This is a genomic window from Sphingobium psychrophilum, assembly GCF_012927105.1.
In the GTDB taxonomy this organism is placed as follows: domain Bacteria; phylum Pseudomonadota; class Alphaproteobacteria; order Sphingomonadales; family Sphingomonadaceae; genus Sphingobium; species Sphingobium psychrophilum.
In genome coordinates this window covers 96354-120431 of sequence record NZ_JABBFV010000009.1, presented here as the reverse complement: position 1 = coordinate 120431, position 24078 = coordinate 96354, and the positions used below count along the sequence as shown (strand labels likewise).

The following is a 24078-nucleotide window of genomic DNA, read 5'->3' as shown; positions in this document are numbered from 1 at the left end:
CAATCCTATCGCAATTGCGAAGGAGCGTCCATGGCGCAGATGCGCTTTAGCCAACCTCCAGCAATCGATTGGCCAGACGCCGCTAATCCTTGCCTTCGGTGATGCCCAGCAGCTTGAGTTTGCGGTGCAGCGCGGATCGCTCCATGCCGATAAAGGTCGCGGTGCGGGAGATGTTGCCGGAAAAGCGCCGAATCTGGATGCGCAAATATTCCCGCTCAAAACTCTCACGCGCTTCGCGCAGCGGCGCGCCCATGATGGAGGATTGGCCCATCCCCTCCCCGCCGCCGCCGCTGGTGAGTTCAGGCGGCAGCATGTCGAGTTCGATCCGCCGGATCCGGTCGCCCGGCGCCAGGATCATCGTGCGTTCGATGACATTGCGCAGTTGGCGGACATTGCCCGGCCATTCATTGGCCTGGAGCGCGGCCATGGCGTCGCTGGCGATTTCCGGCGGCGGTACACGGCGTTCGGCAGCGAAGCGGGCAAGATAATGTTCGACCAGCGGCGGAATATCGTCGCGCCGTTCAGACAGTGGCGGGATACCCAGCGGCACGACGTTGAGGCGGTAGAAGAGATCCTCACGGAAACGCCGCTCCTCGATCTCGCCTGCCAGGTCCAGCGCGGTCGAGGAGATGACGCGGACGTCCACCTTCACCACGCGCTGGCCGCCGACGCGGGTAAAGCTTTGATCGGTCAGGACGCGCAAGATTTTGCCCTGCGTCGTAATCGGCATGTCGGCGATTTCGTCGATATAAAGCGTGCCGCCATGGGCTTGTTCCAGAAAGCCGGGGCGGACGAGGCCGCTGGGGTCTTCCACGCCGAACAGTTCCTCTTCGACACGATCCGGGTCCATCCGTGCGGCTGCGACAATGATGAAAGGCGAATCGGCGCGGCCGCTCCAGCTGTGGAGCATGCGTGCGGCGACTTCCTTGCCCACGCCCGCGGGGCCGGAGATGAGGACGCGGCTGCCAGTACCGGCGACCTTCTTGATCGTGGCGCGCACGCCGTTGATCGACGCCGACGAGCCGGTCAGTTCGTCATCCTGGCCGAAGCGGGCGCGCAGCACCTGGTTTTCGCGACGCAGCCGCTCCGTTTCGGTCGCGCGTGAGACGAGGTGGAGCAGCCGGTCGGCCTCGAACGGCTTTTCGATGAAGTCGGCCGCGCCCTTGCGGATCGCGGCGACGGCGGTGTCGATATTGCCATGGCCGGAAATCATCAGGACCGGCACGGTGGGATCGCGACGCTTGATCTCCTCCAACAGTTCCAGCCCGTCCATCCGCGATCCCTGCAACCAGACGTCGAGCAGGACGAGCGAGGGACGACGGGCATCCAGCGCATCGATCGCGCTGTCGCTGTTGGCGGCTGTCCGGGTGGTGAAACCTTCATCTTCGAGCACACCCGCGACCAGATCGCGAATATCCTCTTCATCGTCGACTATCAGAATATCAAGCGCCATTGGCCGTCACTTTTCCTTTTGGCAGGGCGATTACCTGCCCGTCTTCCAGTTTTTCCAGCGCCCCCGCGGCGAAGCGCAGGGTTACGCACGCCCCGCCCCCCGGTGCATCGTCGAAGCGGATTTCCCCCACATGCTCCTCGACAATCTTCTTGATGATGGCCAGCCCAAGACCCGTCCCCTTGGACCGCGTCGTCATATAGGGTTCCAATATCCGGTCCCGTTCGGACGGCAATCCAATGCCGTCGTCTATCACGGTGATGACAATGTCCCCGTCCGGCCCCTGCGCCAGTTGCATGCGGACATGGCCCTGCCGTCCCCCATCCTCCAGAACGGGTTTCTGTTCAATCGCTTCCACGGCATTTTTCACGATATTCGTCAATGCCTGGCCCAATTGGCGCCGGTCGCACACCAATTCCATGTCGGCGTCGTCCGTCTCATATTCGAACCGGATTTCGGGATGCGCGACCTCATGCAGGAACAGCGCGTGGCGCGCTATGTCGCCGACCGCCTCACGCCGGAAAACCGGCTTGGGCATACGGGCGAAGGACGAAAATTCATCGACGATGCGGCGTAGATCACCGACCTGACGGACGATCGTGCCGGTCAGGCGGGTGAAGGTCGGCAGGTCGCTGGTGATTTCCTGCGCATAACGGCGTTGCAGGCGCTCTGCGGCCAGCTGGATAGGGGTCAGCGGATTCTTGATCTCATGCGCGATGCGGCGGGCGACGTCGGACCAGGCGGCGCGCCGCTGATCGGACAATTGCTGGGTAATGTCGTCAAAGGTCAGGATGTGGCGTGAGGCGTCCTGCGACAGCTTCACCGCCAGCGTGCGCGAATCGCCATGGGCGCGCACCTGGACGATGCCGGCGCCTTCGTCAGACGCGACAAATTCGGCCAGTTCGGGCGACAGGTCGACCAAGGAACGGCCGACCGGATCGTCGCCGTCGGCATCGACCAGGATGGCGGCGGCCGAGCTGTTGAGCAATTGCACCACGCCTTTGAAATCGACCGACAACACACCGGCGCTGACGCCCGACAGGATCGCCTCGATAAAGGCGCGCCGTTCGTCCAGCTGGCTGTTGGCGGCGACCAGCGCCCCGGTCTGCGCCTCCAGCCGCTGTGTCATGCGGTTGAAGGCGGCGGCCAGGGTGCCGATCTCGTCGCGCGCCTGCGGGCTGGTGACACGCGCCGACAGGTCGCCCGCGGTGATGCGCCGGGCGGCGGTCACGAGTTCGTTTACCGGCCGCACCATCCAGTCGGCGACGGCCAGCGCGATATAGACGGCGATGCCCACCAGCAGCAGCGACCCCACAAACAGCGCGATATTGAAGCGGAGCTGGAGCGCGCGCGATTGCGCCGCGAACAGATCATAATCCGACAACACTTTCTGCGCGCGGGCCACGTTGGAGAAGGACGAACTGTCCGCGTTACGCGCCGCGTAGAGATAGATTTTGGACTTGGGATAGAGAAGCGTCACCGCCTCGATCTGGTTATTGCGGGTCTGGACGACGATCGTCTCCCCCCGGCTCAGTCGACCGATAACCTCGGGGGTCAGCTTGTCCGCCGCGGGCCGGTTTTCCGGGTCGACGGTGGCGGCGGTGCGCACGATGCCATCCGCGCCCTGCTCGATGATCGCGGCCCGGCTCAGCTTGCGGCCGACCACCTGATAGAGAAGATATTCGGCGAATCGCGGACTGCTGACCTGCGAATCCATGAGTTCCTTGCGCAGATCACTGGACATGGTGACGGTTTCGTCGCCCACTTCGCGCAAATTCTGTTCATAATAGCCGCGCGCCAGGTCGCTGGCATTCTGCAACATGCCGCGCGCGCTGTCCGAAAACCAGAATTGCACGCCATATTGGAACAGCAGGGAGGCGAAGATCACCACCAGCAGCATCGGCACGCTGGCCACGATGGAGAAGATGGCAACCAGCCGGACATGCAATTGCCCTTCGCTGCCGATGGCCGATTGCGATGCACGGCGTTTGGCGACGCGCCGACCCAGGAACACCAAAAGAGCGATCGCCGGGACCAGATTGGCCACCAGCAACAGCGCGACGATCGGCGGCGTCAACAGCGTGTAGGATTGGCCGCTGCCCGACAGGATATGATAGGTCAGCCCCGCCATGCCCAGGAAGAGCACCAGCGTCACCCCTTCCACCAGCGCGGCCAGCCGTCCATTGCGCAGGGCCAGCGAAAGAGTCCTCCGCCATGCCGATGCCCGCCTGGGGAGTGTGGTCGCGCCTTTCATAGTGGCATTGTTACAACAACCCCCGTGCCCGTTCAAACACAGTATTTGGCAAAAGGGCTGTCACTGGTCGATCCAGATCGTCGGTTCGTCCTGATTTGCGACTGATACGGATCAATCGTTCAGGCGCAACTGCATGGGATCGAGGCTGTAATCGGTCAGTTTCTTGCGCAGCGTATTGCGGTTGATGCCCAGGAGGCCCGCCGCGCGAATCTGATTGCCATCGACGCTGGCCAACACTTCCTGCAACAGGATAGGCTCGACCACCGCCAGCAAATCGTCATGCAGCGCGCGATTGGGCTGGGCCAGCCCCACGCCCAGTTGCCGTTTGGCCCAGTCGCGAACGGCATGCGCCAGATGATCGGTCGGCGCGGCATAGTCCGCCGGGATCGCATCCATCGGCAGCATATGGCGCAATATCTCGGCGGTGATGACATTTTCGCGGCTGAGAACGGACAGGCGCTGCATCATATTTTGCAGTTCGCGCACATTGCCGGGCCAATGATAGGTCATCAGCAATTGCGCCGCATCGTCGGCCAGCGACTTGCGCGGCAGCCCCTCCTGCGCCGCTCGCTCCAGAAAATGGCGCGCAAGCAGGATGACGTCCTCGCGCCGTTCCCGAAGGGCGGGCAGCGCGATCGGCACGACGTTGAGGCGATAATAGAGATCCTGGCGGAAGCGGCCATCCTCGATCAGCAGCGGCAGATCCTTGTTGGTCGCGGCGATGATGCGGACATTCACCCGCACCGGCTTCGACCCGCCGACAGTCGTGACTTCGCCCGACTGAAGCACCCGCAGCAACCGGGTCTGCGCCTCCATCGGCATGTCGCCGATTTCGTCGAGGAAGAGCGTGCCGCCCTGCGCCTGCTCGAATTTGCCGGCGGTACGAGCGTGGGCGCCGGTGAAGGCGCCCTTTTCATAGCCGAACAGTTCCGCCTCGATCAGTTCGCGCGGGATCGCCGCCATGTTGATTGCTATGAACGGCTTGGTGCGCCGCTGGCCCAGACTGTGGATCGCTTCGGCCACCAGTTCCTTGCCCGTGCCCGATTCGCCCAGCACCAGGATGGACAGGTCGTTGGACAGGACGCGCGCGATGGTGCGATAGACTTCCTGCATCGCCGGCGAGCGGCCTACCAGCGGCAGGCCGTCATGCGGCAGGCCGACGTCGCCCTCCGGTTCCTCCGCGCTCTGGCGGGTGCCGAGCGCGTCGGCGACGGCGCGGGTCAGTTCGTTGAGGTCGAATGGCTTGGGCAGATATTCGAACGCGCCCTTTTCGGTCGCGCGGATCGCGGTGTTGAGCGTGTTCTGCGCCGACAGGATGATGACGTTAAGGTCGGGCTTGGTCGCCAATATCTCCGCCACGCCGTCCAGCCCGTCACCGTCCGGCAGCATGACGTCGGTGATCAGCACATCGGGCGCGAAGCTTTCCATCAACGCGCTGCGTTCACGGATCGAGGCGGCGGTCTTGACCCGGTGCCCCTGCCGCCGCAGGGCTTCGCCCACCACCACGCAGATGGCGGGATCGTCATCCACCACCAATATTGCGCCAGTCGCGGGCATCAGCCCATCCCCATGGGCAGCAGGATGCGGAAGGTGGATTCGCCCGCCTCCACATCGCGGCTATATTGGACGAAGCCGCTCATATCGCGGACCAGCTTGTCCACCAGCGCCAGGCCCAGCCCCTGCCCGTCGCGCTTGCCGGTGATGAAGGGGTTGAAGAGATGGTCGAGAATATGTTCGGGCACGCCGGGACCATTGTCGATCACGAGGATTTCGATCGGCAGCACCGCGCTGCCCTTGCCGTCGCCGACCACCACGGAGACGCCATGGCGGAAGGCGGTTTCGACCCGGATGCGCGGGTTGGCGACATGCTCCAGCGCCTCGGCAGCGTTCTTCAGCAGGTTGATCATCACTTGCACCAAGGCATCTTCATTGATGTTGGCGAAGGGTAAGGACGGATCATAATGTTTTATGATCCTTATATGTTTTGCAAAACCGGCGGCGGCGATCCCGGCCGCCCGGTCGATCAAAGGATAGATGTTGCCGGGGCGACATTCCAGCGTGCGGTCGGTGGTGAAATCCTGCATCCGGTCGATCAGCGCGGCGATCCGGTCGACTTCGTTGCAGATCAACTGGGTCAGCGCCGCATCGCGTCCGCCCTGACCGCCTTCGAGCAATTGCGCCGCGCCACGGATACCCGATAGCGGGTTCTTGATCTCATGCGCCAGGATCGCCGCCGCGCCCATGGCGGAACGCGCGCCGCCCGACGATCCGCGATGGCCGATCTTGCGGGCCTGGCTCTGGGCATGGAGCGACACCACGCGCCAGCCGTCATGATCGACAATCGGCGCGATCATCAGGTCGACTTCCATTTCGGCGGTGCGGCCGGCGTGAACCTTTATGTCATAGGCGGCGATCGGCTTGTTGCTGTGCCAAATGTCGAAGCGCGCGCCCGCCTCCGCGATGCGGATGGTGCGCGCGACGTCGCTGCCGACGATGGCCGACCGAGCCATGTTGAGCAGGGTTTCGGCGCGCACATTGGCTTCGGCGATGCTGTTGTCGGGCTTCACCACCAGTGTCGCCACCGGCAGCGCCGTCATCTGTTCGCCCAGCGAAGGCCCGTCCTGCAACATCCTAAGCGGCGGGACGGACGTCAAGGTCACCGTCATGCGGCCTTGCGCAGGTCCGCAGCGTCCAGCCCGCTGGCGATGAGCGGTTCGTAGAAACGCGCCAGCATATCGAGCACGACCGCGGCGTCCGGCTGCTGGTTCACGGCATTGCGGAACTCGGCCGATCCGGTCAGCCCTTTGGTATACCAGCCAATATGCTTGCGCGCCATATTGACGCCCGTGTAGGTGTCATAATGTTCGAGCATGGCGTGATAATGCCCTATGATCGCTTGATATTGTTCCGCCAGTGATGGGTCGGGAACGCGCGTGCCATCGGTCAGCCAGGCCATGACCTGACTGATGAGCCAAGGCCGGCCATAGGCGCCGCGCCCGATCATCACCCCATCCGCGCCGCTCTGTTCCAGCGCCGTGTCGGCGTCCTCGACCGAACAAATGTCGCCATTGACGATCACCGGCAGCTTCACCGCGTCCTTGACGCAGCGGACAAAGGCCCAATCGGCGCTGCCCTTGTACATCTGGCAACGGGTGCGGCCGTGGACGGTGATGAGCTGCGCGCCCAGATCCTCGGCGATATGGGCCAATTCCGGGGCGTTGAGGCTGGCATGGTCCCAGCCCATCCGCATCTTGACCGTGACCGGGACATCGACCGCCTCGACCGTCGCCTTGATGAGCGAGGCGGCGAGTGGCAGGTCGCGCATCAGTGCGCTGCCCGCGTCGCCATTGACGACCTTCTTCACCGGGCAGCCCATATTGATGTCGATGATCGCCGCGCCGCGATCGGCATTCAGCTTGGCGGCGTCGGCCATTTCGGTCGGCGAGCAGCCGGCAAGCTGCATCGAAACCGGTTCTTCCAGCGGATGCCAGGCCGCCTTTTGCAGCGACTGGCGGGTTTCGCGGATCATCGCCGCCGACGCGATCATTTCCGTCACGTTGAGGCCGCAGCCATAGCGGCGGACCAGCGTGCGAAAGGGCATGTCGGTCACGCCCGTCATGGGGGCAAGGACGACCGGCATGTCGATGGTGATCGGGCCGATGGAGATAGGGGAAAGCCTGCGCATGGTCTTACTTTTGATACTGCCTAAAAAACAGGCAGCCCTTAGCGGAAATTGGAGCGCGCGGCAAGGCGCTGGCCCTTTCGGTCCACCACCTCTTCCGGTCGGTCCCGCGACCCGCTATGCGGCGCTGCATGATATCCAAAAGCAAGATCGTTGCGCTGATCGTCGCCGCGGGCCAGGGCAACCGGGCGGGCGGCGACACGCCCAAGCAGTTCCGCATGATTGCGGGGAAGGCCGTGCTGGCCCATGCCTATGATGCGTTGGCGGCCCATGGCGGGATCGACGCGATCCATATCGTGCTGGGCGACGGACAGGAAGGCACGGCGCGCGCCCTGCTGGGCGAACGGGCCGCATCCTTCGTGACCGGTGCCGACAGCCGGCGTGGATCGGTGCGCGCGGGGCTGGAGGCGATCGCGGCGCAGGGCGGCGCGGATATCGTGCTGATCCATGACGCCGCCCGCCCCTTCCTGCCCGGCGGCGTGATCGATCGCCTGCTGGCGGCGCTGGAGAGCGGGACCGGGGCCATCCCGACGCTGCCGGTCGCCGATACGCTGATACGCGGTGCCAGCGGCAAGATGGGCGATGGCGTGGACCGGGATGGACTGCATCGCGTCCAGACGCCGCAGGCTTTCCGCTTCGACGCCATCATGGTGGCACACCGGGCGTGGGACGAAGCGCATGAGGCGACCGACGATGCGCAGATTTTGAAAGGCTGGGGCCATGACGTCATATTGGTGCAAGGCGATGAAAGGCTTGAGAAATTGACCTATCCCCAGGACTTCACCCGCGCCGAAGCGCAACTGGTGACGCCGCGCACCACGCGCGTCGGCATGGGCTATGACGTCCACCGCCTTGCGTCCGACGAAGAGCTTTGGCTGGGGGGCATATTGGTGCCGCACGATCGGGGCCTTGCCGGGCATAGCGATGCCGATGTGGCGCTGCACGCGATCGTTGATGCGATGCTGGGCGCGCTGGCGGAGGGGGATATCGGCAGCCACTTCCCGCCGTCCGACCCGCAATGGCGCGGCGCATCGTCCGACCGCTTCCTGGCCTATGCGCGCGACCGCGTGGTCGCACGGGACGGTGTGATCGAGCATCTCGACCTGACCATCATCTGCGAAGCGCCCAAGATCGGCCCGCATCGCGACGCCATGCGCGCGCGCATCGCCGAGATATTGGCGGTGCCGATCGACCGGATCAGCGTGAAGGCCACGACGACCGAGCGGCTGGGCTTTGCCGGTCGGCGCGAAGGCATTGGCGCACAAGCGGTTGCCACCCTGTCCCTCCCCGCGCTATCCTGATCCCATGCCAGATACGATCCTGCCGGCCCAGTTGGTCGAACTCGCCGAAAAGGTCATCATCGCCAACCGCCGGGCCGGGCGCACCATCGCCGTGGCGGAAAGCTGCACCGGCGGGCTGGTGTCGGCCGCGCTAACGGAGATCGTCGGCTCCTCCGAAGTGTTCGAAGCCGGGTTTATTACTTATTCCAATGACATGAAGGCGGAACTTCTGAAAGTTTCGCATGATGTGCTGGATACGTTCGGCGCGGTATCGATCGCGACCGCCTGGGCGATGGCGCAGGGCGCGCTGAAGAAAAGCCACGCCCATGTCGCGGTCGCCATCACCGGCATCGCAGGACCAGGCGGCGGCAGCGAGCAGAAGCCGGTCGGCACCGTCGTCTTCGCCCGCGCGGAACGCGGTGCCGCGGCCGAAAAGGTCGTCGCCGACATGCGCCATTTCGAGGATAATGGCCGGGGCGGCGTGCGGCTTCAGGCGGCGCTGTGCGCGCTGGAACTGCTGCTGCCCGATTCGCCCACATAAAGCTGCGTGGCGCGGGTTTCGAACGCACCGATCATCTTGCGCAGCGCCTTGTCGAAAAACTGGCCGGCGAGCATTTCGAACAAGCGGTTCTTAAATTCGAACTCGACCTCGAAATCGACCAGCACCCCGCCCTGCCCGTCGTCCCGAAAGCGCCATTCATTGTGGAGATGCTTCAATGGCCCGTCGAGATAATCCACCCGGACATGGTCGGGTCGATGCTTAATGACGCGGGAGGTGAAGCTTTCCTTCACCCCTTTGAAGCCGACGATCATGTCGGCGACCATCTCGCTCTCGCTGTCGGATCGCACGCGGATAGCGCTGATCCATGGCAGAAATTCGGGATAGGCCTCCACATTCGACACCAGGTCGAACATCTGCGTCGGCGTATAGGGAAGGTGGCGCGTTTCTTCATGCTTGGGCATCTGGACGTCAGGCCTTCGCCGCCGTCTTGGCGAGTTTCGCTTCGCGCGCGGCGCGCATTTCCGCGAAATCCTTGCCGGCATGATAGCTGGACCGGGTCAGCGGCGACGATGCGACCTGGAGGAAGCCCTTGGCCCGCGCAATCCCCGCATAGGCGGTGAACGCCGCCGGGGTGACGAAATCGATCACCTTGGCATGCTTGGGCGTGGGTTGCAGATATTGGCCCATGGTCAGGAAATCGATGTCGGCGGACCGCATGTCGTCCATCACCTGATGGACCTCCAGCCGCTCTTCGCCCAGGCCCAGCATGATGCCGGACTTGGTGAAGATCGACGGGTCGAGCTTCTTCACCGACTCCAGCAGGCGCAGCGACGCATAATAGCGCGCGCCGGGACGGATGGTCGGGTAAAGGCGCGGAACGGTTTCCAGATTATGATTATAGACGTCGGGCCGGGCGGCGACGATCATTTCGACGGCGCGTTCATGCTTATTGCGGAAGTCCGGCGTCAGGATTTCGATCGTCGTGTTGGGCGTCGTTCGGCGCAGCGCCTCGATCACCTTGACGAACTGCGATGCGCCGCCGTCAGGCAGGTCGTCGCGATCGACCGAGGTGATGACGATATGTTCCAGCCCCATTTCGGCGCAGGCATCCGCCAGATTCTGCGGTTCGTTGACGTCGACCTTGCGCGGCATCCCGGTCTTGACGTTGCAGAAGGCGCAGGCGCGGGTGCAGACGTCGCCCAGTATCATCACCGTGGCGTGCTTCTTGGTCCAGCATTCCCCGATATTGGGGCAAGCCGCTTCCTCGCAGACGGTAGTCAGACCCTTGTCGCGCATCAGCTTGCGCGTTTCATGATAGGCCGGACTGGTCGGCGCCTTGACGCGAATCCAGTCGGGCTTGCGGGCGCGTTCCGGGCTGGCGGGCTGACCGGGTACGGGGATCGGGCTGATGTCGTTCATGCGCCCCAGATAGCGATGCAGGGCCGCTCTTGCCAGCCCCCTATTTGTGCGGCACATCGCTGGACATGACCGATTTTACCGACATGCTCGATGGCTATCGCCGTTTCCGCGACACCGGCTGGAACCAGCAGCGCGCGCGATGGGATGAACTGAACGAGGGGCAGAGCCCCAGGGTGATGGTGATCGCCTGTTCCGACAGCCGGGTCGACCCGGCGCAGATTTTCGACACCAGCCCCGGCGAGATTTTCGTCGTGCGCAACGTCGCCGCATTGGTGCCGCCGTTCGAGACGGCGCCTGGCCATCATGGCGTGTCCGCCGCGCTGGAATTTGCGGTGCAGGTGCTCAAAGTCGGCGAGATCGTCGTCATGGGCCATGGCAAATGCGGGGGGTGCAAGGCGGCGCTCAGCCAGGATCTGAAGGACGCGCCGCCGGGCGAAGGCGGCTTCATCCACAATTGGATCGAATTGCTGGACGATGCCCGCGATGTCGTGATCGGCCACTATGGCGAGCGACGCGACCGGGATGCCGAACGGGCGATGGAGCAGGAAGCGGTGAAGGTGAGCCTGGCCAATCTGCGCACCTTTCCCTGCGTCCGGTCTAAGGAGCGCAAGGGCGAATTGAAGCTGGTCGGCAGTTTCTTCGCGATCACCGACGGCGTGTTGAACATCTTGGACGAGGATAGCGGCGCCTTCTCGCCCGCATAAAGGAACCAGGCGCGATGGCGTTGTTACAGGAAGGGCGCGTTTTGGAAGGCCGGGGTAATATCGCCCTGCTGATCGACGCGGATAATGCGTCGGCGGCGCATTTCGATTCGGTCATGAATGTCCTGGCGGAACTGGGGACGGTCAATATCCGCCGCGCCTATGGCAATTGGAGCAAGGCGACGCTCAAGACATGGGCCGCGCTCTCCATCGCGCAGGCAATCGAGCCGCAGCAGCAGTTCGACCTGACCAAGGGCAAGAACGCCACCGACATGAAGATGACGATCGACGCCATGGACCTGATGGCGTCGGGCCGGGTCGATGGTTTCGGCCTGATGTCCAGCGACAGCGACTTCACCCCGCTGGCGACCCGCATCCGGCAGCAGGGCATCCCGGTCTATGGCTTTGGGTCGGCGAACACGCCCGAAGGGTTTCGCCGCGCCTGCACGAGGTTCCTGAATGTCGCGGCGCTGAAACCGGCCGAAGTGCCGGTGGTGGCCAGGACGCCGGCCCGGAGCGCAACCGCGGACAAGGCTGCGCCGGCCAAGGCGGTCGCGCCCCAGGCCGCGCCAGCCAGAGCCGCCCCTCAAGCCGCGCCCGCCCCGGTCGCGCCGCCCGCCGCCGTGCCCACGCCCGGCAAGGCGGTCGATCCCGAAGTCGTGCGCCTGCTGATCGACGCCTATGATGAGGCAAAGCGCGACGAGCGCGGCTTCGTGGCGCTGGGGCCGGTGGGCCAGCGGGTCGGCAACCGCTCCAGCTTCGACGTGCGCAACTATGGTTACAAACGCCTGTCCGACCTGGTCGCCGCCATCCCCAATTTCATCACCGAAGTCCGCGAAGGCGGGCAGACCTGGATCAAGCGGGTCAAATGATGCCGCAGGTGGCGCGGCACCTGATGATCCATGGCCGGGTCCAGGGCGTCTGGTATCGCGCCTGGACGGTCGAAACGGCGCGCGGGCTGGGCCTCGCGGGCTGGGTCCGCAACCGCACGGACGGTTGCGTCGAGGCGCTGGTAGAGGGCGAGGCGGAGGCCGTGGCGCGGTTTATCGCGCTGGCGCAGGATGGGCCACCGGCGGCGAAGGTGGCGCGGATCGATGAGGGCGAGGTGGCGGTTGAGGGGCTGAGCGGGTTCGACAAGCGCGGGACGGTTTGAAGGTAGCGGGTGTCTGGACACGACCATTTCTTGGGCACTCCGTCAGATTATCCTCATCCTCGAAACCGGCAACTCATTGAGATGGTTCGTGGGACGCTGAATGACGGGATCTGATGGAACGCAGCTATCGGCCTTGCCCTACGAGGCATGGGCGATGACCGCGGTCACCCCAGCACTGATGCCGCTCGGATAGTCGCCGTTCCGGAAGTGCGGGATGATCTCAGTATCCATGATCTGCTTGCATAAGTTGTTCGGAAGCGTCCGCTCCAAACCCAGACCCACTTCTATCCGCGCCTTGTGTTCTTTTGGCGCAACAAGAAGGATAATCCCGTCGTCCTGTTCCGCTCTTCCAATACCCCACGTGTTGCCAAGCTCCTTTGTGAAAACGGCGACGTCCCGTCCGCCAAGCGACTGCACCGTGACTACGACCATCTGGTGACCAGATGCTTCCTCGAACGCCTGCAACCGGGTGGACAGACTCGCCTCTTGCTCGGGGTTCAGTATGTCGGCGTCGTCCGTAACCCGCCCTCGAAGCGCAACGCTCGCGGGCGCGCTGTCGCTGGCGTCTAATCGGTTGCTTGAAGGTGACTGATTGGTTGCCTTTCCGTCCGAGCAGGATGCAGTGGCGGCAAGCATAAGAAGAAAGATGGCCTTCATGCCCGCACAGTGGGACCGCATTCCTAAATCGTCAATGTATGCAAGTGGACGATTGTTGCCGCATGATTTTTATCGCGGAACGTCAGCTATTGTCGGCCATCTATCCAAAAGCTGATCGACTGAAATCCACCCAGCCTTGCCCTCCCCCTGCGGATAAGCCAGCGTTCGTTCGTCGTACGCGGCGCAGGGGGAATGGCCATGCGGGTTGGCATAGCAGGGATCATCGGCGCGGTCGTGCTGGCGTCCGGCGCCATGGGCGCGGGGGCGGACTGGCGCTGGCCCGTCTTTCCAGCGGGGGTCAGCGCGCCTGCCCTGCCCGCCGACACGGGGATGAGCGCGGCGAAGATCGCGCTGGGTCGCCGCCTCTTCTACGATCGCGCGTTGTCGCATGACGGCAGCATGGCCTGCGCCGATTGCCACCAGCAGGCGCGCGGCTTTACCGATGGCCAGCCCACCCATGTAGGCGTGACCGGCGACATGGGCGTGCGCAATGTGCCGGGGTTGGCCAATGTCGCCTGGCGCAGCGGCCTGACCTGGACCGATGCGGGCATCACCACGCTGGAGGCGCAGGCGATGGTGCCGATGACCGGGACCAAGCCGGTGGAAATGGGCATGGCCGGCCGCGATGGCGACCTGGCCGCGCGGCTGGACGCCGATCCCTGCTATCGCCGGATGTTCGCGCAAGCCTTTCCCGGCGCGAAGGGGGCCACGGATTTTGCTAGGGTAACGGCGGCGCTGGGCGCGTTCCAGCGCACCATGATTTCGTTCGGCAGCGCCTATGATCGCGGCACCCTGACCCCGTTGGCCGCCAAAGGCGCGGCGCAGTTCCAGGCGTCGGGCTGCGCATCCTGCCATAGCGGCGCGGACCTGACCGATGGCAAGGTCCATTATGTCGGTACCGCGGCGCCCCGCGAATCGGACGACCCGGCCTATGGCGGCAAACCGCCGCCGCCCGGTTTCGAGCCGCCGCCCGAACAGTTCCGCACCCCGTCGCTGCGCAACGTCGCGGTCACCGGGCCATGGCTGCACGATGGCAAGGCCGACAGCATCGACGGCGCGATTCGCCGCCATGCCGCCGCGCATCTGACAGGCATCGACATGTCCGCGCTGCTGGCGTTTCTCGATGCGCTGACCGATCGGGATTTTCTCAAGAATCCCGCGCTGGGGCCACCGCCTGTCGGCTGCCCCGTCCCGGCTTGAATCATGCCAGCGTGCTCCCGCGCAGGCGGGAGGCCAGTTCCAACGTCAGGACTGGACTCCCGCCTGCGCGGGAGCACGCCGAGATTAGGCGCACAAAAAAAGGGCCGATCCGTGAAGGACCAGCCCGTAAAGTTTTAGGAGAGGATGCCTGAAAGGCACGCCCTCTATGAAATGTTAGCGCCACCATCGCAAGTGCGAAAGGCAATATCACGGTTGCAAATATTGCAATCGCATGACCGCCGCCCCGCCTGACGGCATCCGATCAGCGCGTCAGCTTCTTATACGACAGCGCGGTCGGGCGGTCCGCGGCGTCGCCCAGGCGGCGGCGCTTGTCTTCTTCATAGGCTTCGAAATTGCCTTCGAACCATTCGACATGGCTGTTGCCTTCGAACGCCAGGATGTGGGTGGCCAGGCGATCGAGGAAGAAGCGGTCATGGCTGATGACCACGGCGCAACCCGCGAAATTTTCGATCGCTTCTTCAAGCGCGCCCAGCGTTTCGACGTCCAGATCGTTGGTCGGTTCGTCGAGCAGCAGCACGTTGCCGCCCTTTTTCAGCATCTTGGCGATGTGGACGCGGTTGCGTTCACCGCCCGACAGCTTGCCGACATTCTTCTGCTGGTCCTGCCCCTTGAAGTTGAAGGCGCCGACATAGGCGCGCGTCGACATGTCGTGGCCGTTGACCTTCACATAGTCGAGGCCGTCGGACACTTCTTCCCAGACATTCTTGGAGCCGTCGAGATGGTCGCGGCTCTGGTCCACGAAGCCCAGACGCACGGTCGACCCGATGTCGATCTCGCCCGAATCAGGGGTTTCCTGCCCGGTAATCAGCTTGAACAAAGTGGATTTACCCGCGCCGTTCGGCCCGATCACGCCGACGATGCCACCGGGCGGCAGCAGGAAAGACAGATCCTCGAACAGCAGCTTGTCGCCGAACGCTTTGGTGATGTTCTTGAATTCGATCACCTTGCCGCCCAGCCGCTCTGGCACCTGAATGACGATCTGCGCCTTGCCGGGCGAGCGGTTATTCTGACCCGCGACCAGTTCCTCGAACTTCTTGATACGCGCCTTGGACTTGGTCTGGCGGCCCTTGGTGCCCTGCCTGATCCATTCCAGCTCGTCGTTGATCGCCTTCTGGCGGCCGGTGGCCTCGCGGTCTTCCTGCTCCAGGCGCTTCGACTTCTTCTCCAGATAGGTGGAGTAGTTGCCTTCGTAAGGGAAATATTTGCCCCGATCGAGTTCCAGAATCCAGCCCACGACATTGTCGAGGAAATAGCGGTCATGGGTGATCATCAGCACCGACCCGGCATATTCCTTCAGGTGATTTTCCAGCCAGGTGACGCTTTCGGCATCCAGATGGTTGGTCGGTTCGTCCAGCAGAAGGATGTCGGGCTTCTGGATCAGCAAGCGGGTCAACGCGATGCGGCGCTTTTCACCGCCCGACAGGCTTTCGACCGACCAGTCCGACGGCGGGCAGCGCAGCGCCTCCATCGCCAGTTCCAGCTGGCTGTCGAGCGACCAGCCATCGACGGCATCGATCTGCTCCTGCAACGTGCCCATTTCCTCCATCAGCGCGTCGAAATCGACGTCCTCCGGCGGGTCGCCCATGATGTTGCTGATCTCGTTGAAGCGATCCATCTTGTCGGCCGTCTCGCGCGCGCCGTCCTTGACGTTTTCCAGCACGGTCTTGTTCGGGTCGAGCTGCGGTTCCTGCGGCAGATAGCCGACGGTGATATTCTCGCCCGGCCAGGCCTCGCCGCTATAGTCGGTGTCGATGCCGGCCATGATCTTGATGAGGGTCGATTTACCCGCGCCGTTGGGACCGACGATGCCGATTTTGGACCCACGATAGAATTGCAGGTTGATATCGCTCAACACCGGCTTGGCCGCGCCGGGGAAGGTCTTCGTCATGCTCTTCATGACATAGGCATATTGCGAGGAGGCGGACATGTTCGGGCAGCTCCAACGTAGGATAAGAGGATTTGGCGCGGAGTTAGCGGAGGCGGGGCGCATTGGCAAATAGGTGATGGCCCGCTACGCTCCCACCCATGCAGAAAATCCGATCGGGCACGCTCGCCGCCCTCCTCCTTGGCAGCATCTTCACCCCCGTCCTTTCCCACGCCGCCCCGGCGGACAGCGCCGCGATTCGCGATTCGGCGCTGAAAGACGATGTCGCCTTTGCCTTTACCGAAGGGCTGACGACGGAGGTCGGCCCCCGCCCCGCCGGTACGCCGCAGGAAGCGCGCGCCCGCGATTGGGCGGTGGCGAAATTGAAGGCGCTGGGCTTTTCCAATGTCCGGGCCGAACCTTATACCATGCCGGTATGGGTGCGCGGCCGTGACGAGGCGCGCATAGTGTCGCCCTTCCCGCAAAATCTGGTGCTGGCGGCGCTGGGGAACAGCGGATCGACCAGCGAGAAGGGTATCGAGGGCGAGATCGTCTATTTCGCCAGCATCGCCGATCTGGAAGCCGCACCCGCCGCAGCGCTTAAAGGCAAGATCGCCTTTGTCGATCATGGCATGAAGGCGACGCAGGATGGCTCCTCCTACGGCTATTTCGGCGCGGCGCGGCGGCAGGGACCAAGCATCGCATCCAAAAAGGGCGCGATCGCGATCCTGATCCGATCGATCGGCACCGACCATCATCGTGTGCCGCATACCGGCGTGCAGATGTGGGCGGACGGCGTGACGCCGATCCCGGCCGCCGCGCTGTCCGTGCCGGACGCCGAACAGCTTGCCCGCGTGATCGCGCGCGGCCAACCGGTGAAAGTCCATCTGACGCTGACATCCAAGATGTTGAAGGACCAGCCGTCGGGCAACGTCATCGCCGAAATCCCCGGCAGCGATCCGACGACGGGCATCGTGGTGGCCGCCTGCCATCTCGATAGCTGGGACCAGGGCACCGGCGCGATCGACGACGCAACCGGTTGCGGCATCGCGGCGGCTTCCGCCTTACAGGTCGCCAAGCTCGGCCAGCCCCGCCGCACCATCCGCGTGCTAATGGCGGGCGCGGAGGAAGTCGGCGGCGACGGCGCGCGGGCCTATTATAAGGCACACGGAGCGGAGAAGCATGCGCTGGCCATCGAATCGGATTTCGGCGCGGATCGCATCTGGCGCGTCGATTTCAAACTGCCGCAGGGTCATGAGGTGCTGGCCAAGCGCATCGCGGGCGCGCTCGCGCCACTGGGTGTGGGTGCCAGCACGCAGGAAGCAGGCGGTGGGGCTGACATCGCCCCCCTGGTCAAGGCCGGGGTGCCGGTGATCGACCTGCAACAGGATGGCACGCGTTATTTCGACCTGCACCACACGCCCGACGATACGCTGGACAAGGTCGATCCCGCCCAGTTGCGCCAGAATGTCGCCGCCTGGGCGGTGACCCTGGAAGCCGTCGCCAATGCACCAGAATCCATGGGCGTTAACTGAACTTTTATAGTAGACAACGCCCTGTCGCGTGATTCCTTCGTTTCACCGGCGCAGAAAAGCATTGATTTGTGCATCGCACACGTTAATGCGGGTCGCTCGCGTAGGGTTACATTTCAAACGTGCCTGACGCGGCATAATGCTATGGGAGCCGTACACAATGAAGAAGATCGCTGCTGTTTTCGCTTCGGCCAGCCTGATGGCCCTCGCCGCTTGCGGTGAGAAGCCGGCCAACGAGACCGCGAACGCTTCGAACGCCGTCGTCGAAAACGTCGTTGAGAACGCCGCCAACGCTGCGGACAACGCTGCTAACGCTGCCAATGTTGCTGCTAACGCCGCCAACGTTGCTGAGAACGCTTCGAACGCGATGTAATCTTCGCATTTGCGAGATTCTCGAAGGGCGGGCCTTAATGGCCCGCCCTTTTTGTTTGTGCCGACGCGATCCGAAACCAGCGCCTGATGGAACATCCATGGCTCTCCGCCGCTTTTACGACCGAGGACACAGGAGAGATCGACATGGGCAAGGGCATATTATTGTGGCTGCTGGGCGTGCCGATTCCCATCATCCTGCTTTTGTGGCTTTTCTTCCACTAACAGGGCGATGGCGATTGACGGGACGCGCATTCCCCCGCTAAGGCCGCCCCTCGTCGGGGAGTAGCGCAGTCTGGTAGCGCGCCTGCTTTGGGAGCAGGATGTCGCAGGTTCGAATCCTGTCTCCCCGACCACTTTCCTAAAAAAAGCGCAGAACCATGATCCACGCTGGCAACGCCGCCAGCGCAAGGAAGGTGCCCAATGGCACCCGCGCGGTGCGGCTCTTCGCCCGTCCGCTGGCCAGCATCACGACCAGCCCCATCATCGACGCGATCAGCAGGATGAAGGGCAACGCCTGCCATCCAAACCAGGCGCCCAGGGCGCCCAGCAACTTGGCATCGCCCAGGCCCAACCCATCACGCCCCCGCAACGCGCGATAGCCCAGCGATATGGCCAGCAATGCGCCATAGCCGATCGCAGCGCCCATGACGCGGTCAATCAGGATGACGTCGGTCGCCCACATGCCCATGGTGAGGCCGAGAAAGGCCAGAGGCAGGGTCAGCGCATCGGGCAACCAGAAATGCCGCCAATCGAGGATCGCCAGCGTCAGCAGCGTCCAGCCGAGCAGCGCCCAGCCGATCCCGCCCATGTCCGGCGTCCCGCCGATCGCCAGCGCGCCGATGATCGCGCATCCCGCCTCCACGCGGCCATGCAGCGGATCGATCCGCGCGCCACAGGTGCGACAGCGGCCGCGCTGGACCATTGCGCTGAACAGGGGAATCAGGTCACGCGACGCCAGCGTTCGGCCGCACCCATCGCAGGCCGATCGCCCGCGCGCCACGCCCCGCCCCTGCGGCCAGCGCAGGATTAGCGTGGCGAGGAAGCTGCCCAGGATCGCACCGGCCAGCGCGCCGGCCAGCGCCGCGATCGGCTGGATCACAGCGTCCCTTCGACCTTCAGCAACTGGGCGTTGCCCACGCCCGCGAAACCGGCCTGGCCCAAAGTCGCGGCCAGCGTCGGATCGGCGGTTTCAACCCGCATTTCGGCCGTATAACGTCCCGATCGCCAGATGCGCAGGCTGATCTTCTCCATGCCCGACTGGCTGACCAGCGGCAGCAGCAGCGCATCGCCATCGCAAACGACGACGCCCGACAGGCCCTGCGTCAGGTTCAGGCCGGGAAATTGCCCCGCCATCCGCGCCCGCACGCGCCCTTCGGCATGGCCGCAGCGATCGCCCGCATAATAGGCGCTGACATCCTCCAGCATCAGACTGCCCACCGGCAGCGGCGCGAAGGTGCGACCGAGCGGCACCGCGCCGGTGACGTCATCCACGCCAATGCGGCCGAAGCCGACCGTCAAGGCACCCTGGACATCATCCGCCAGCCCCTTGGTCCGGGCGACGTCGAATCGCGCCCGCCCGACCAGCAGGGATATTGGCGACAGACCGGCACGCACGCTGCCAAGCGGCATATTGCCCAGCATCAACTGGTCGATCCGCCCGCTCCATACGGTGCCGCGCACCTCCCGCGCCGCGATGCCCAGCCGCTCCAGCCCGGCCAGGCCCAGCGCGACCCGCATCGGCAGGAACAGCAGTAGGCCCAGCACCAGCGTCATGAGGAGAATGATCCGCATCCGGCGCGACAGCGACAGGCCCATCATCGTCCCTCTCCCCGCACCAGCACCGCCTGCACCGAGACGCTGCCCGCAGTTGGCGAAGGCCGCGCGCTCATCGTTTCCACCCGGACGCCCTGCGCCTCCAGCGCCGCCAGCCAGGAAAAGAGCGCCACCGGACGGACCGACGCAATGGCGATGTCGATCCGGTCGCCGCCCTGCGCCTGCGCCCGTTCCAGCGTCAGCCCAGCCTCGCCTGCGCTCTGCCCGACAAACTGATCGACCGGGGTGACCGGCCCCGTGGCGGCGGCGTTGCGCGGCAGCGCCTTGAGCTGCTTGACCGCAGCGCGCACCGCCGCGTTGCGATCGGTCGCTTCATTGAGCGTATCGCGCGCACTGCGCTGCGCCCGATCGAGCGGCATGGCGATGCCGAACCACAGGATCACGACCGCCAGCAGCGCGAACATGACGCCCAGCAGCCATTGTTCGCGGGGCGATCGTTCCGCCCAATATGCGCCTAATCGTTCCATCATGACCGCACCGTGATATCTGCCAACGTCCGCCCGCCCGGTTCCTGGGACGGGGTCGCCGTGATCGTGAAACCGGCCGCCTGCAACGCCAACAGCACGATGTTGATGTCGTCCGCCTTGGCCGCGGCCAGGGTGGCGCGGACCATGCCGTCGGGATCGCGCGACAGGCCGGTCATCGCGACGCCGGGCGCATCCTGCATCGCCGCCAGCAATCCGGCCACTGGCGCGGTAAAGGCCCGGCCACCCGCTCCCCGCGCGGCGAGCTTGCCCTCCATCTCCGCAAGCGCCTGCACCGCGTCGGTGGCGTCCGGCGTCACCTGCTGCGCCAGCGCCAGGCTTTCGCGATCCAGGCGGCTTGCTTCCCCATGGTGCTTGGCGATGCCGATCAGCGCGATGGCGAGGCTGGCGAGCAGGATCAGCCCGCTCCACAACGCGATGCGGCCGACCGCCCGGCCATCCATCGCGCGCCGGACGCGCTTGGCGAACTCGCCCTGCCGCATGTCGATCGGCGGCGTATCGAGTGCAGCGATCGCCCGCCCCTCGATCACGCCGGGCGACACATCGGCGATCGGCGCGTCGGCGATCAAGGCCGGCAGCGCCATGTCGGCGGTGAGCGCCATATCCACGCCGCGCAACACCGCCTCGCCCGCGATCAGGCCGCGGGTGAAGCCGCTCTCCGGCTCCGGCAGCAGCAACGGGGCCGGCACGATGATGTCCGGGTCCAGCCCATGATGTTGCGCCCAAAGCAGCCAATGCTGCATGTCGGCATGGCTCGCCACCGCAACGATATGCGGGCGGGCGGGGTCTTCGTTAACGTCGGTCGCGGCAAACAGTTGGTCGGACGGCACCAGCCCGCCGGCCAGCGCCGCGAGCCGCGCCGCCGCCCGCCCCTGCCGCACCGGCAGATCGGGATGCACCGTCCAGTAAAGCGTCACCAGCGCGGCGGGCGGCACCAGCATGACCCGCGCCTGATCGGGCAGCGCGGCGATGCCGCAGGCCGCCAGCCAGTTCGCGCCCACGCCCGCCTGGACCAGCGCGCCGTCCACCACCCGCATCCAATGGGGTTCCGCCCCCGCCGCTTCGGGCAGGAAGACGATCAGGGCGTCGCGACTGCTCATGCCCCCGCCCCCCAACTGCGACGCACCAGCAGCGCCGGGCTTTGCCGCGCATCGATCAGCGCCCGCTCCACCACCTGCGTTCCCCCAACATCCACCGACACGTCCACTCCAAAAAATCCCGTCGTCAATTTCACCTGTTCGGTCACCTCATTCATGGGCGACAGCCCGGCGAGGGAGGGCAGGGCCCAGAATTGCACCGTGCTGCCGTAGCCGTCCGCCGGCCGCTGCGCCAGCAGTTGCCGCGCCTGTGCAACGCTCAATTGTCCCGGTATCAGCATCGCAAACAACGGGGCCTGATCGGGCAGCAGCGTATTGATGTTGATCGGCGACAAATCCGTGACCGGCAGGGCGCAAATCCATGGGCGCGCCAGTGCGTAGATGGCGGGGCTGATTCCGCTGACCGCGCGCAATTCGCTGGCGTCCACCATCATGCGGTTGGCGGCGCGATAGGGCCGTTCCATGCGCGCATAAGTCTCATCCTCCGCGCCGCCGGGCTGCGGCGCGCTGTCGGTGTCGATCCAGTCGGCCAGGCTCGCCGCCGCGGCCTGCGCCTGCCGCGCATCCACGCCCATCGCCTGCAACAGGCCCTGAAACTGGCTGACGCCGATCGCGCGGACTTTCAGGTTTGCCTCATTATCGCCGCTGACGACGCTGTTGAGGTTGAAGCAGTTGCCCGCATCCGTCACTCGTGCGGTAGCGATGCCGCCTGGCACCGGGATGGTTTGCGGCGTGCCCATCCATCCGCCCGCCAAGGTTATCTTGGCAGGGTTTGATGCGGTCAGATCGGCAATGCGCAACCGCGCCATCTCGGTCGCGGCATCGGCATAGGCGCGACCCTGATCGACCGCGCCGCCATTGCCGGTCATCCGCGTCGCCAGCGCGACCCGCTCCAGCGCCGTCGCGGCGACCACGGCCATGACTGCTACCAACAGCAGCACGGTCAGCAAAGCGGCGCCGCGTTCGTTTTTGTTACAGGGATCAGGCACCAGCCGCGACCTCCAGCTTTTCGACCGGGCCGGGTGCCACCTGGAAGCGCAGCATGACCGGCGGTTCGCCCGTGCGCGTCACCGTCATTTCGACCGCACGGGGGAGCAGGTCCGGCTGGGTCGGGGTCCAATCCTCCCGCCATTTGCCCTGCGCATCGCGGAAACGCAGCAAGACCGCCTCCACATTCTCCAGCAGCGCGGCCGGATCGTCGCCCGTCGCGCCGTCCAACTGGGCATAGGTCCGCCGTTCCAGCCGCCCCTGCCGCACCCAATATTCGACCTTCTGCAAGGATGGCCGGGGCAGGTCGCCCAGATTGTCCCATCCGCCGCGCACGAACTGCATCACCGGCGCGCTCTCGCCCTCGTCATGCGCCCAGAAGGCAGGGGCCAGCGTCCCCGCCTCGGTCCGGGTGATGCGCGGCACCGCCTGTCCCAGATCGCCGGCCAGCGCCCCGCCCGCGCGCTGAACCGCCGCGCTATCGTCCAGCCGCGCCTTGATCTGCGCCTGCGCCGATACGCTATTGCCCAGCAGCAGCACCCCCGCGCCGGCGAGCATCGCGAAGATCATGAGGGCGACGAGCAGTTCGATCAGGGTGAAGCCGCGATCGGCGGAAGCCGTAGAGGACGTGAAGCCGCGATCGGCCGCCTTGGAAATGGTGAAGCTCGATTGCGCGCGCCCACATCCGTTCGCTTCGAGCGTAGTCGAGAAGCGGATAGCGCTGTGTTGATGTTTCTCGACTTCGCTCGAAACGAACGGATGTTGATGGATAGGATTCATCATTCGACCACCCGCACGAAGCTAAGCACCACCGGCGATGCGCCCGGCTGGCCATCGACGGTCAGGTCGACCTGCAACAGCCGCGCGTCGTCGGTCGGCTTCACCGTTCGGCTCCAGTGCCAGCGCCGCCCGCCATTATCGACGTCACCATCCTCCTCGCCGACGGACGGCGGGATCGGATCGGTCTGCACATCGACCATCAGGTTGCGCGCGACGATCTGGCCCAGCGCCTTGCTGTCGAGATCGGCCGCGGTGCGCAGGGTGACGCCCTGCAACCGCACGAGAGCCAGCGCAGCGAGGCTGAACACCGCCAGCGCGACCAGCATTTCGAGCAGCGTGAAGCCGGCCTCGCGCTTACCCACCGACCATGACCTTTCCCGCCATATCGACAGTCACCGACACCCGCTCGCCTTCGCGCGCCAGGGTGACGGTCAGCGGATCAGTGGGCAGGCCGGTGCCGTCGAAGGCAATCTGCTGGCGGCCATCCTTGCCCACCAGGGCCCGGGTGCCGCCTTTCCAGTTGGCGGTGACGAAGGGCTTGTCTTCCAGCTGCGCCCATTGCCCCGCCTCGCGGCGCTGGAAACCATAGCCGGACGCGGACACCCACAGGCCCATCGGACGCGCGGTGACGACTGCTTCGTCGCGCGCGGCGGCCACGCGCGCGGCGAAGCGGTCGGCATCCTCGATCACGCGCCCGCGCGGATCGGGAATGGCGAGCACCACGGCAGCAGAAATGAAGCCGATGATCGTCAGCACGACCATCAGTTCGATCAAAGTGAAGCCACGTTCGCACATCCGCGAACGTGCCC

Annotated in this window: 26 protein-coding genes and 1 tRNA gene; 10 read left to right on the top strand and 17 right to left on the bottom strand. The window is 64.9% G+C overall.

Going from position 1 to position 24078, the window contains the following annotated elements:
• Positions 1-82: 82 nt before the first annotated feature.
• From ntrX to dusB, 5 genes are all read right to left on the bottom strand, one after another.
• A complete protein-coding gene (gene ntrX / locus HHL08_RS13980) occupies positions 83-1453 on the bottom strand; it encodes a nitrogen assimilation response regulator NtrX (RefSeq protein WP_169573756.1) in 1371 nt (456 codons plus the stop codon).
• The gene (locus tag HHL08_RS13975) at positions 1443-3704 is read right to left on the bottom strand and encodes a sensor histidine kinase (protein WP_169573755.1); all 2262 of its coding nucleotides are present in this window, start codon (positions 3702-3704) and stop codon (positions 1443-1445) included. Before HHL08_RS13975 ends, ntrX begins: the two co-directional genes overlap by 11 nt.
• Positions 3705-3815: 111 nt before the next feature.
• Positions 3816-5261, bottom strand: coding sequence for a nitrogen regulation protein NR(I) (ntrC, locus tag HHL08_RS13970; RefSeq protein WP_169573754.1), 1446 nt, complete (start codon positions 5259-5261; stop codon positions 3816-3818).
• A complete protein-coding gene (locus HHL08_RS13965) occupies positions 5261-6370 on the bottom strand; it encodes a two-component system sensor histidine kinase NtrB (protein WP_169573753.1) in 1110 nt (369 codons plus the stop codon). The genes ntrC and HHL08_RS13965 overlap by 1 nt, the downstream gene beginning before the upstream one ends.
• Positions 6367-7389, bottom strand: a complete 1023-nt coding sequence (gene dusB, locus HHL08_RS13960; RefSeq protein ID WP_169573752.1) for a tRNA dihydrouridine synthase DusB — start codon at positions 7387-7389, stop codon at positions 6367-6369. Before dusB ends, HHL08_RS13965 begins: the two co-directional genes overlap by 4 nt.
• A 116-nt stretch (positions 7390-7505) precedes the next feature.
• Here dusB and HHL08_RS13955 point away from each other — a divergent pair, with 116 nt between their 5' ends.
• Entirely contained in the window at positions 7506-8687 is a 1182-nt protein-coding gene (locus tag HHL08_RS13955) for a bifunctional 2-C-methyl-D-erythritol 4-phosphate cytidylyltransferase/2-C-methyl-D-erythritol 2,4-cyclodiphosphate synthase (protein ID WP_169573751.1), read from the top strand.
• Between the two features lie 4 nt (positions 8688-8691).
• Positions 8692-9207, top strand: a complete 516-nt coding sequence (locus HHL08_RS13950; RefSeq protein WP_169573750.1) for a CinA family protein — start codon at positions 8692-8694, stop codon at positions 9205-9207.
• Here the strand turns inward: HHL08_RS13950 and HHL08_RS13945 are convergent.
• Both HHL08_RS13945 and lipA read right to left on the bottom strand, forming a co-directional pair.
• Positions 9156-9629 (bottom strand): type II toxin-antitoxin system RatA family toxin, encoded by a 474-nt coding sequence (locus HHL08_RS13945; protein WP_169573749.1) that lies wholly within the window; start codon positions 9627-9629, stop codon positions 9156-9158. The two genes, HHL08_RS13950 and HHL08_RS13945, sit on opposite strands and share 52 nt — an antisense overlap.
• 7 nt (positions 9630-9636) lie before the next feature.
• The gene (gene lipA / locus HHL08_RS13940) at positions 9637-10644 is read right to left on the bottom strand and encodes a lipoyl synthase (protein WP_169573748.1); all 1008 of its coding nucleotides are present in this window, start codon (positions 10642-10644) and stop codon (positions 9637-9639) included.
• A gap of 8 nt (positions 10645-10652) precedes the next feature.
• Here lipA and HHL08_RS13935 point away from each other — a divergent pair, with 8 nt between their 5' ends.
• Genes HHL08_RS13935 through HHL08_RS13925 form a run of 3 tightly spaced genes read left to right on the top strand, consistent with a single transcriptional unit; the run spans position 10653 to position 12441 of the window.
• Positions 10653-11291 (top strand): carbonic anhydrase, encoded by a 639-nt coding sequence (locus HHL08_RS13935; protein ID WP_169573747.1) that lies wholly within the window; start codon positions 10653-10655, stop codon positions 11289-11291.
• Positions 11292-11305: 14 nt separating this feature from the next.
• A complete protein-coding gene (locus HHL08_RS13930; RefSeq protein WP_169573746.1) occupies positions 11306-12160 on the top strand; it encodes an NYN domain-containing protein in 855 nt (284 codons plus the stop codon).
• The gene (locus tag HHL08_RS13925) at positions 12160-12441 is read left to right on the top strand and encodes an acylphosphatase (RefSeq protein WP_169573840.1); all 282 of its coding nucleotides are present in this window, start codon (positions 12160-12162) and stop codon (positions 12439-12441) included. Before HHL08_RS13930 ends, HHL08_RS13925 begins: the two co-directional genes overlap by 1 nt.
• Positions 12442-12579: 138 nt before the next feature.
• Here HHL08_RS13925 and HHL08_RS13920 read toward each other — a convergent pair whose 3' ends face one another.
• Positions 12580-13098: a TPM domain-containing protein gene (locus HHL08_RS13920; protein ID WP_169573745.1), complete on the bottom strand. Its 519-nt coding sequence runs from the start codon at positions 13096-13098 to the stop codon at positions 12580-12582.
• Between the two features lie 198 nt (positions 13099-13296).
• Here HHL08_RS13920 and HHL08_RS13915 point away from each other — a divergent pair, with 198 nt between their 5' ends.
• Positions 13297-14298: a cytochrome-c peroxidase gene (locus HHL08_RS13915; protein WP_169573744.1), complete on the top strand. Its 1002-nt coding sequence runs from the start codon at positions 13297-13299 to the stop codon at positions 14296-14298.
• A 262-nt stretch (positions 14299-14560) separates the two neighbouring features.
• On the opposite strand, the gene ettA is transcribed toward HHL08_RS13915, so the two are convergent.
• Positions 14561-16246, bottom strand: a complete 1686-nt coding sequence (gene ettA / locus HHL08_RS13910; protein ID WP_169573743.1) for an energy-dependent translational throttle protein EttA — start codon at positions 16244-16246, stop codon at positions 14561-14563.
• Between the two features lie 98 nt (positions 16247-16344).
• On the opposite strand from ettA, the gene HHL08_RS13905 reads away from it, so the two are divergent.
• The 4 genes from HHL08_RS13905 to HHL08_RS13895 all read left to right on the top strand — a co-directional run bounded on the left by HHL08_RS13905 (position 16345) and on the right by HHL08_RS13895 (position 18440).
• Complete coding sequence (locus HHL08_RS13905; RefSeq protein WP_169573742.1) at positions 16345-17718, top strand: M20/M25/M40 family metallo-hydrolase; 1374 nt, start codon at positions 16345-16347, stop codon at positions 17716-17718.
• Positions 17719-17875: 157 nt separating this feature from the next.
• Positions 17876-18088, top strand: a complete 213-nt coding sequence (locus tag HHL08_RS13900; RefSeq protein ID WP_088185566.1) for a hypothetical protein — start codon at positions 17876-17878, stop codon at positions 18086-18088.
• A gap of 86 nt (positions 18089-18174) precedes the next feature.
• Complete coding sequence (locus HHL08_RS25935; protein WP_268932715.1) at positions 18175-18309, top strand: hypothetical protein; 135 nt, start codon at positions 18175-18177, stop codon at positions 18307-18309.
• 54 nt (positions 18310-18363) lie between these two features.
• Positions 18364-18440, top strand: a tRNA-Pro gene (locus tag HHL08_RS13895).
• Between the two features lie 5 nt (positions 18441-18445).
• Here HHL08_RS13895 and HHL08_RS13890 read toward each other — a convergent pair.
• The 8 genes from HHL08_RS13890 to gspH are packed head-to-tail and all read right to left on the bottom strand — an operon-like array spanning position 18446 to position 24064.
• The gene (locus HHL08_RS13890; protein WP_169573741.1) at positions 18446-19186 is read right to left on the bottom strand and encodes a prepilin peptidase; all 741 of its coding nucleotides are present in this window, start codon (positions 19184-19186) and stop codon (positions 18446-18448) included.
• On the bottom strand, positions 19183-19905 hold the full coding sequence (gspN, locus tag HHL08_RS13885) for a type II secretion system protein N (RefSeq protein WP_169573740.1): 723 nt from the start codon (positions 19903-19905) through the stop codon (positions 19183-19185). Before gspN ends, HHL08_RS13890 begins: the two co-directional genes overlap by 4 nt.
• Positions 19902-20390, bottom strand: a complete 489-nt coding sequence (gene gspM, locus HHL08_RS13880) for a type II secretion system protein GspM (protein WP_169573739.1) — start codon at positions 20388-20390, stop codon at positions 19902-19904. Before gspM ends, gspN begins: the two co-directional genes overlap by 4 nt.
• Positions 20387-21505 carry a type II secretion system protein GspL gene (gene gspL, locus HHL08_RS13875; protein WP_169573738.1) on the bottom strand — a complete coding sequence of 373 codons (1119 nt, stop codon included), beginning with the start codon at positions 21503-21505 and terminating at the stop codon, positions 20387-20389. The genes gspM and gspL overlap by 4 nt, the downstream gene beginning before the upstream one ends.
• Positions 21502-22491, bottom strand: a complete 990-nt coding sequence (gene gspK, locus HHL08_RS13870) for a type II secretion system minor pseudopilin GspK (RefSeq protein ID WP_328804661.1) — start codon at positions 22489-22491, stop codon at positions 21502-21504. Before gspK ends, gspL begins: the two co-directional genes overlap by 4 nt.
• Entirely contained in the window at positions 22484-23272 is a 789-nt protein-coding gene (gene gspJ / locus HHL08_RS13865; RefSeq protein WP_268932714.1) for a type II secretion system minor pseudopilin GspJ, read from the bottom strand. Before gspJ ends, gspK begins: the two co-directional genes overlap by 8 nt.
• The gene (gene gspI / locus HHL08_RS13860) at positions 23269-23631 is read right to left on the bottom strand and encodes a type II secretion system minor pseudopilin GspI (RefSeq protein WP_328804660.1); all 363 of its coding nucleotides are present in this window, start codon (positions 23629-23631) and stop codon (positions 23269-23271) included. The genes gspJ and gspI overlap by 4 nt, the downstream gene beginning before the upstream one ends.
• Entirely contained in the window at positions 23624-24064 is a 441-nt protein-coding gene (gspH, locus tag HHL08_RS13855) for a type II secretion system minor pseudopilin GspH (protein WP_169573836.1), read from the bottom strand. Before gspH ends, gspI begins: the two co-directional genes overlap by 8 nt.
• Positions 24065-24078: the final 14 nt, after the last annotated feature.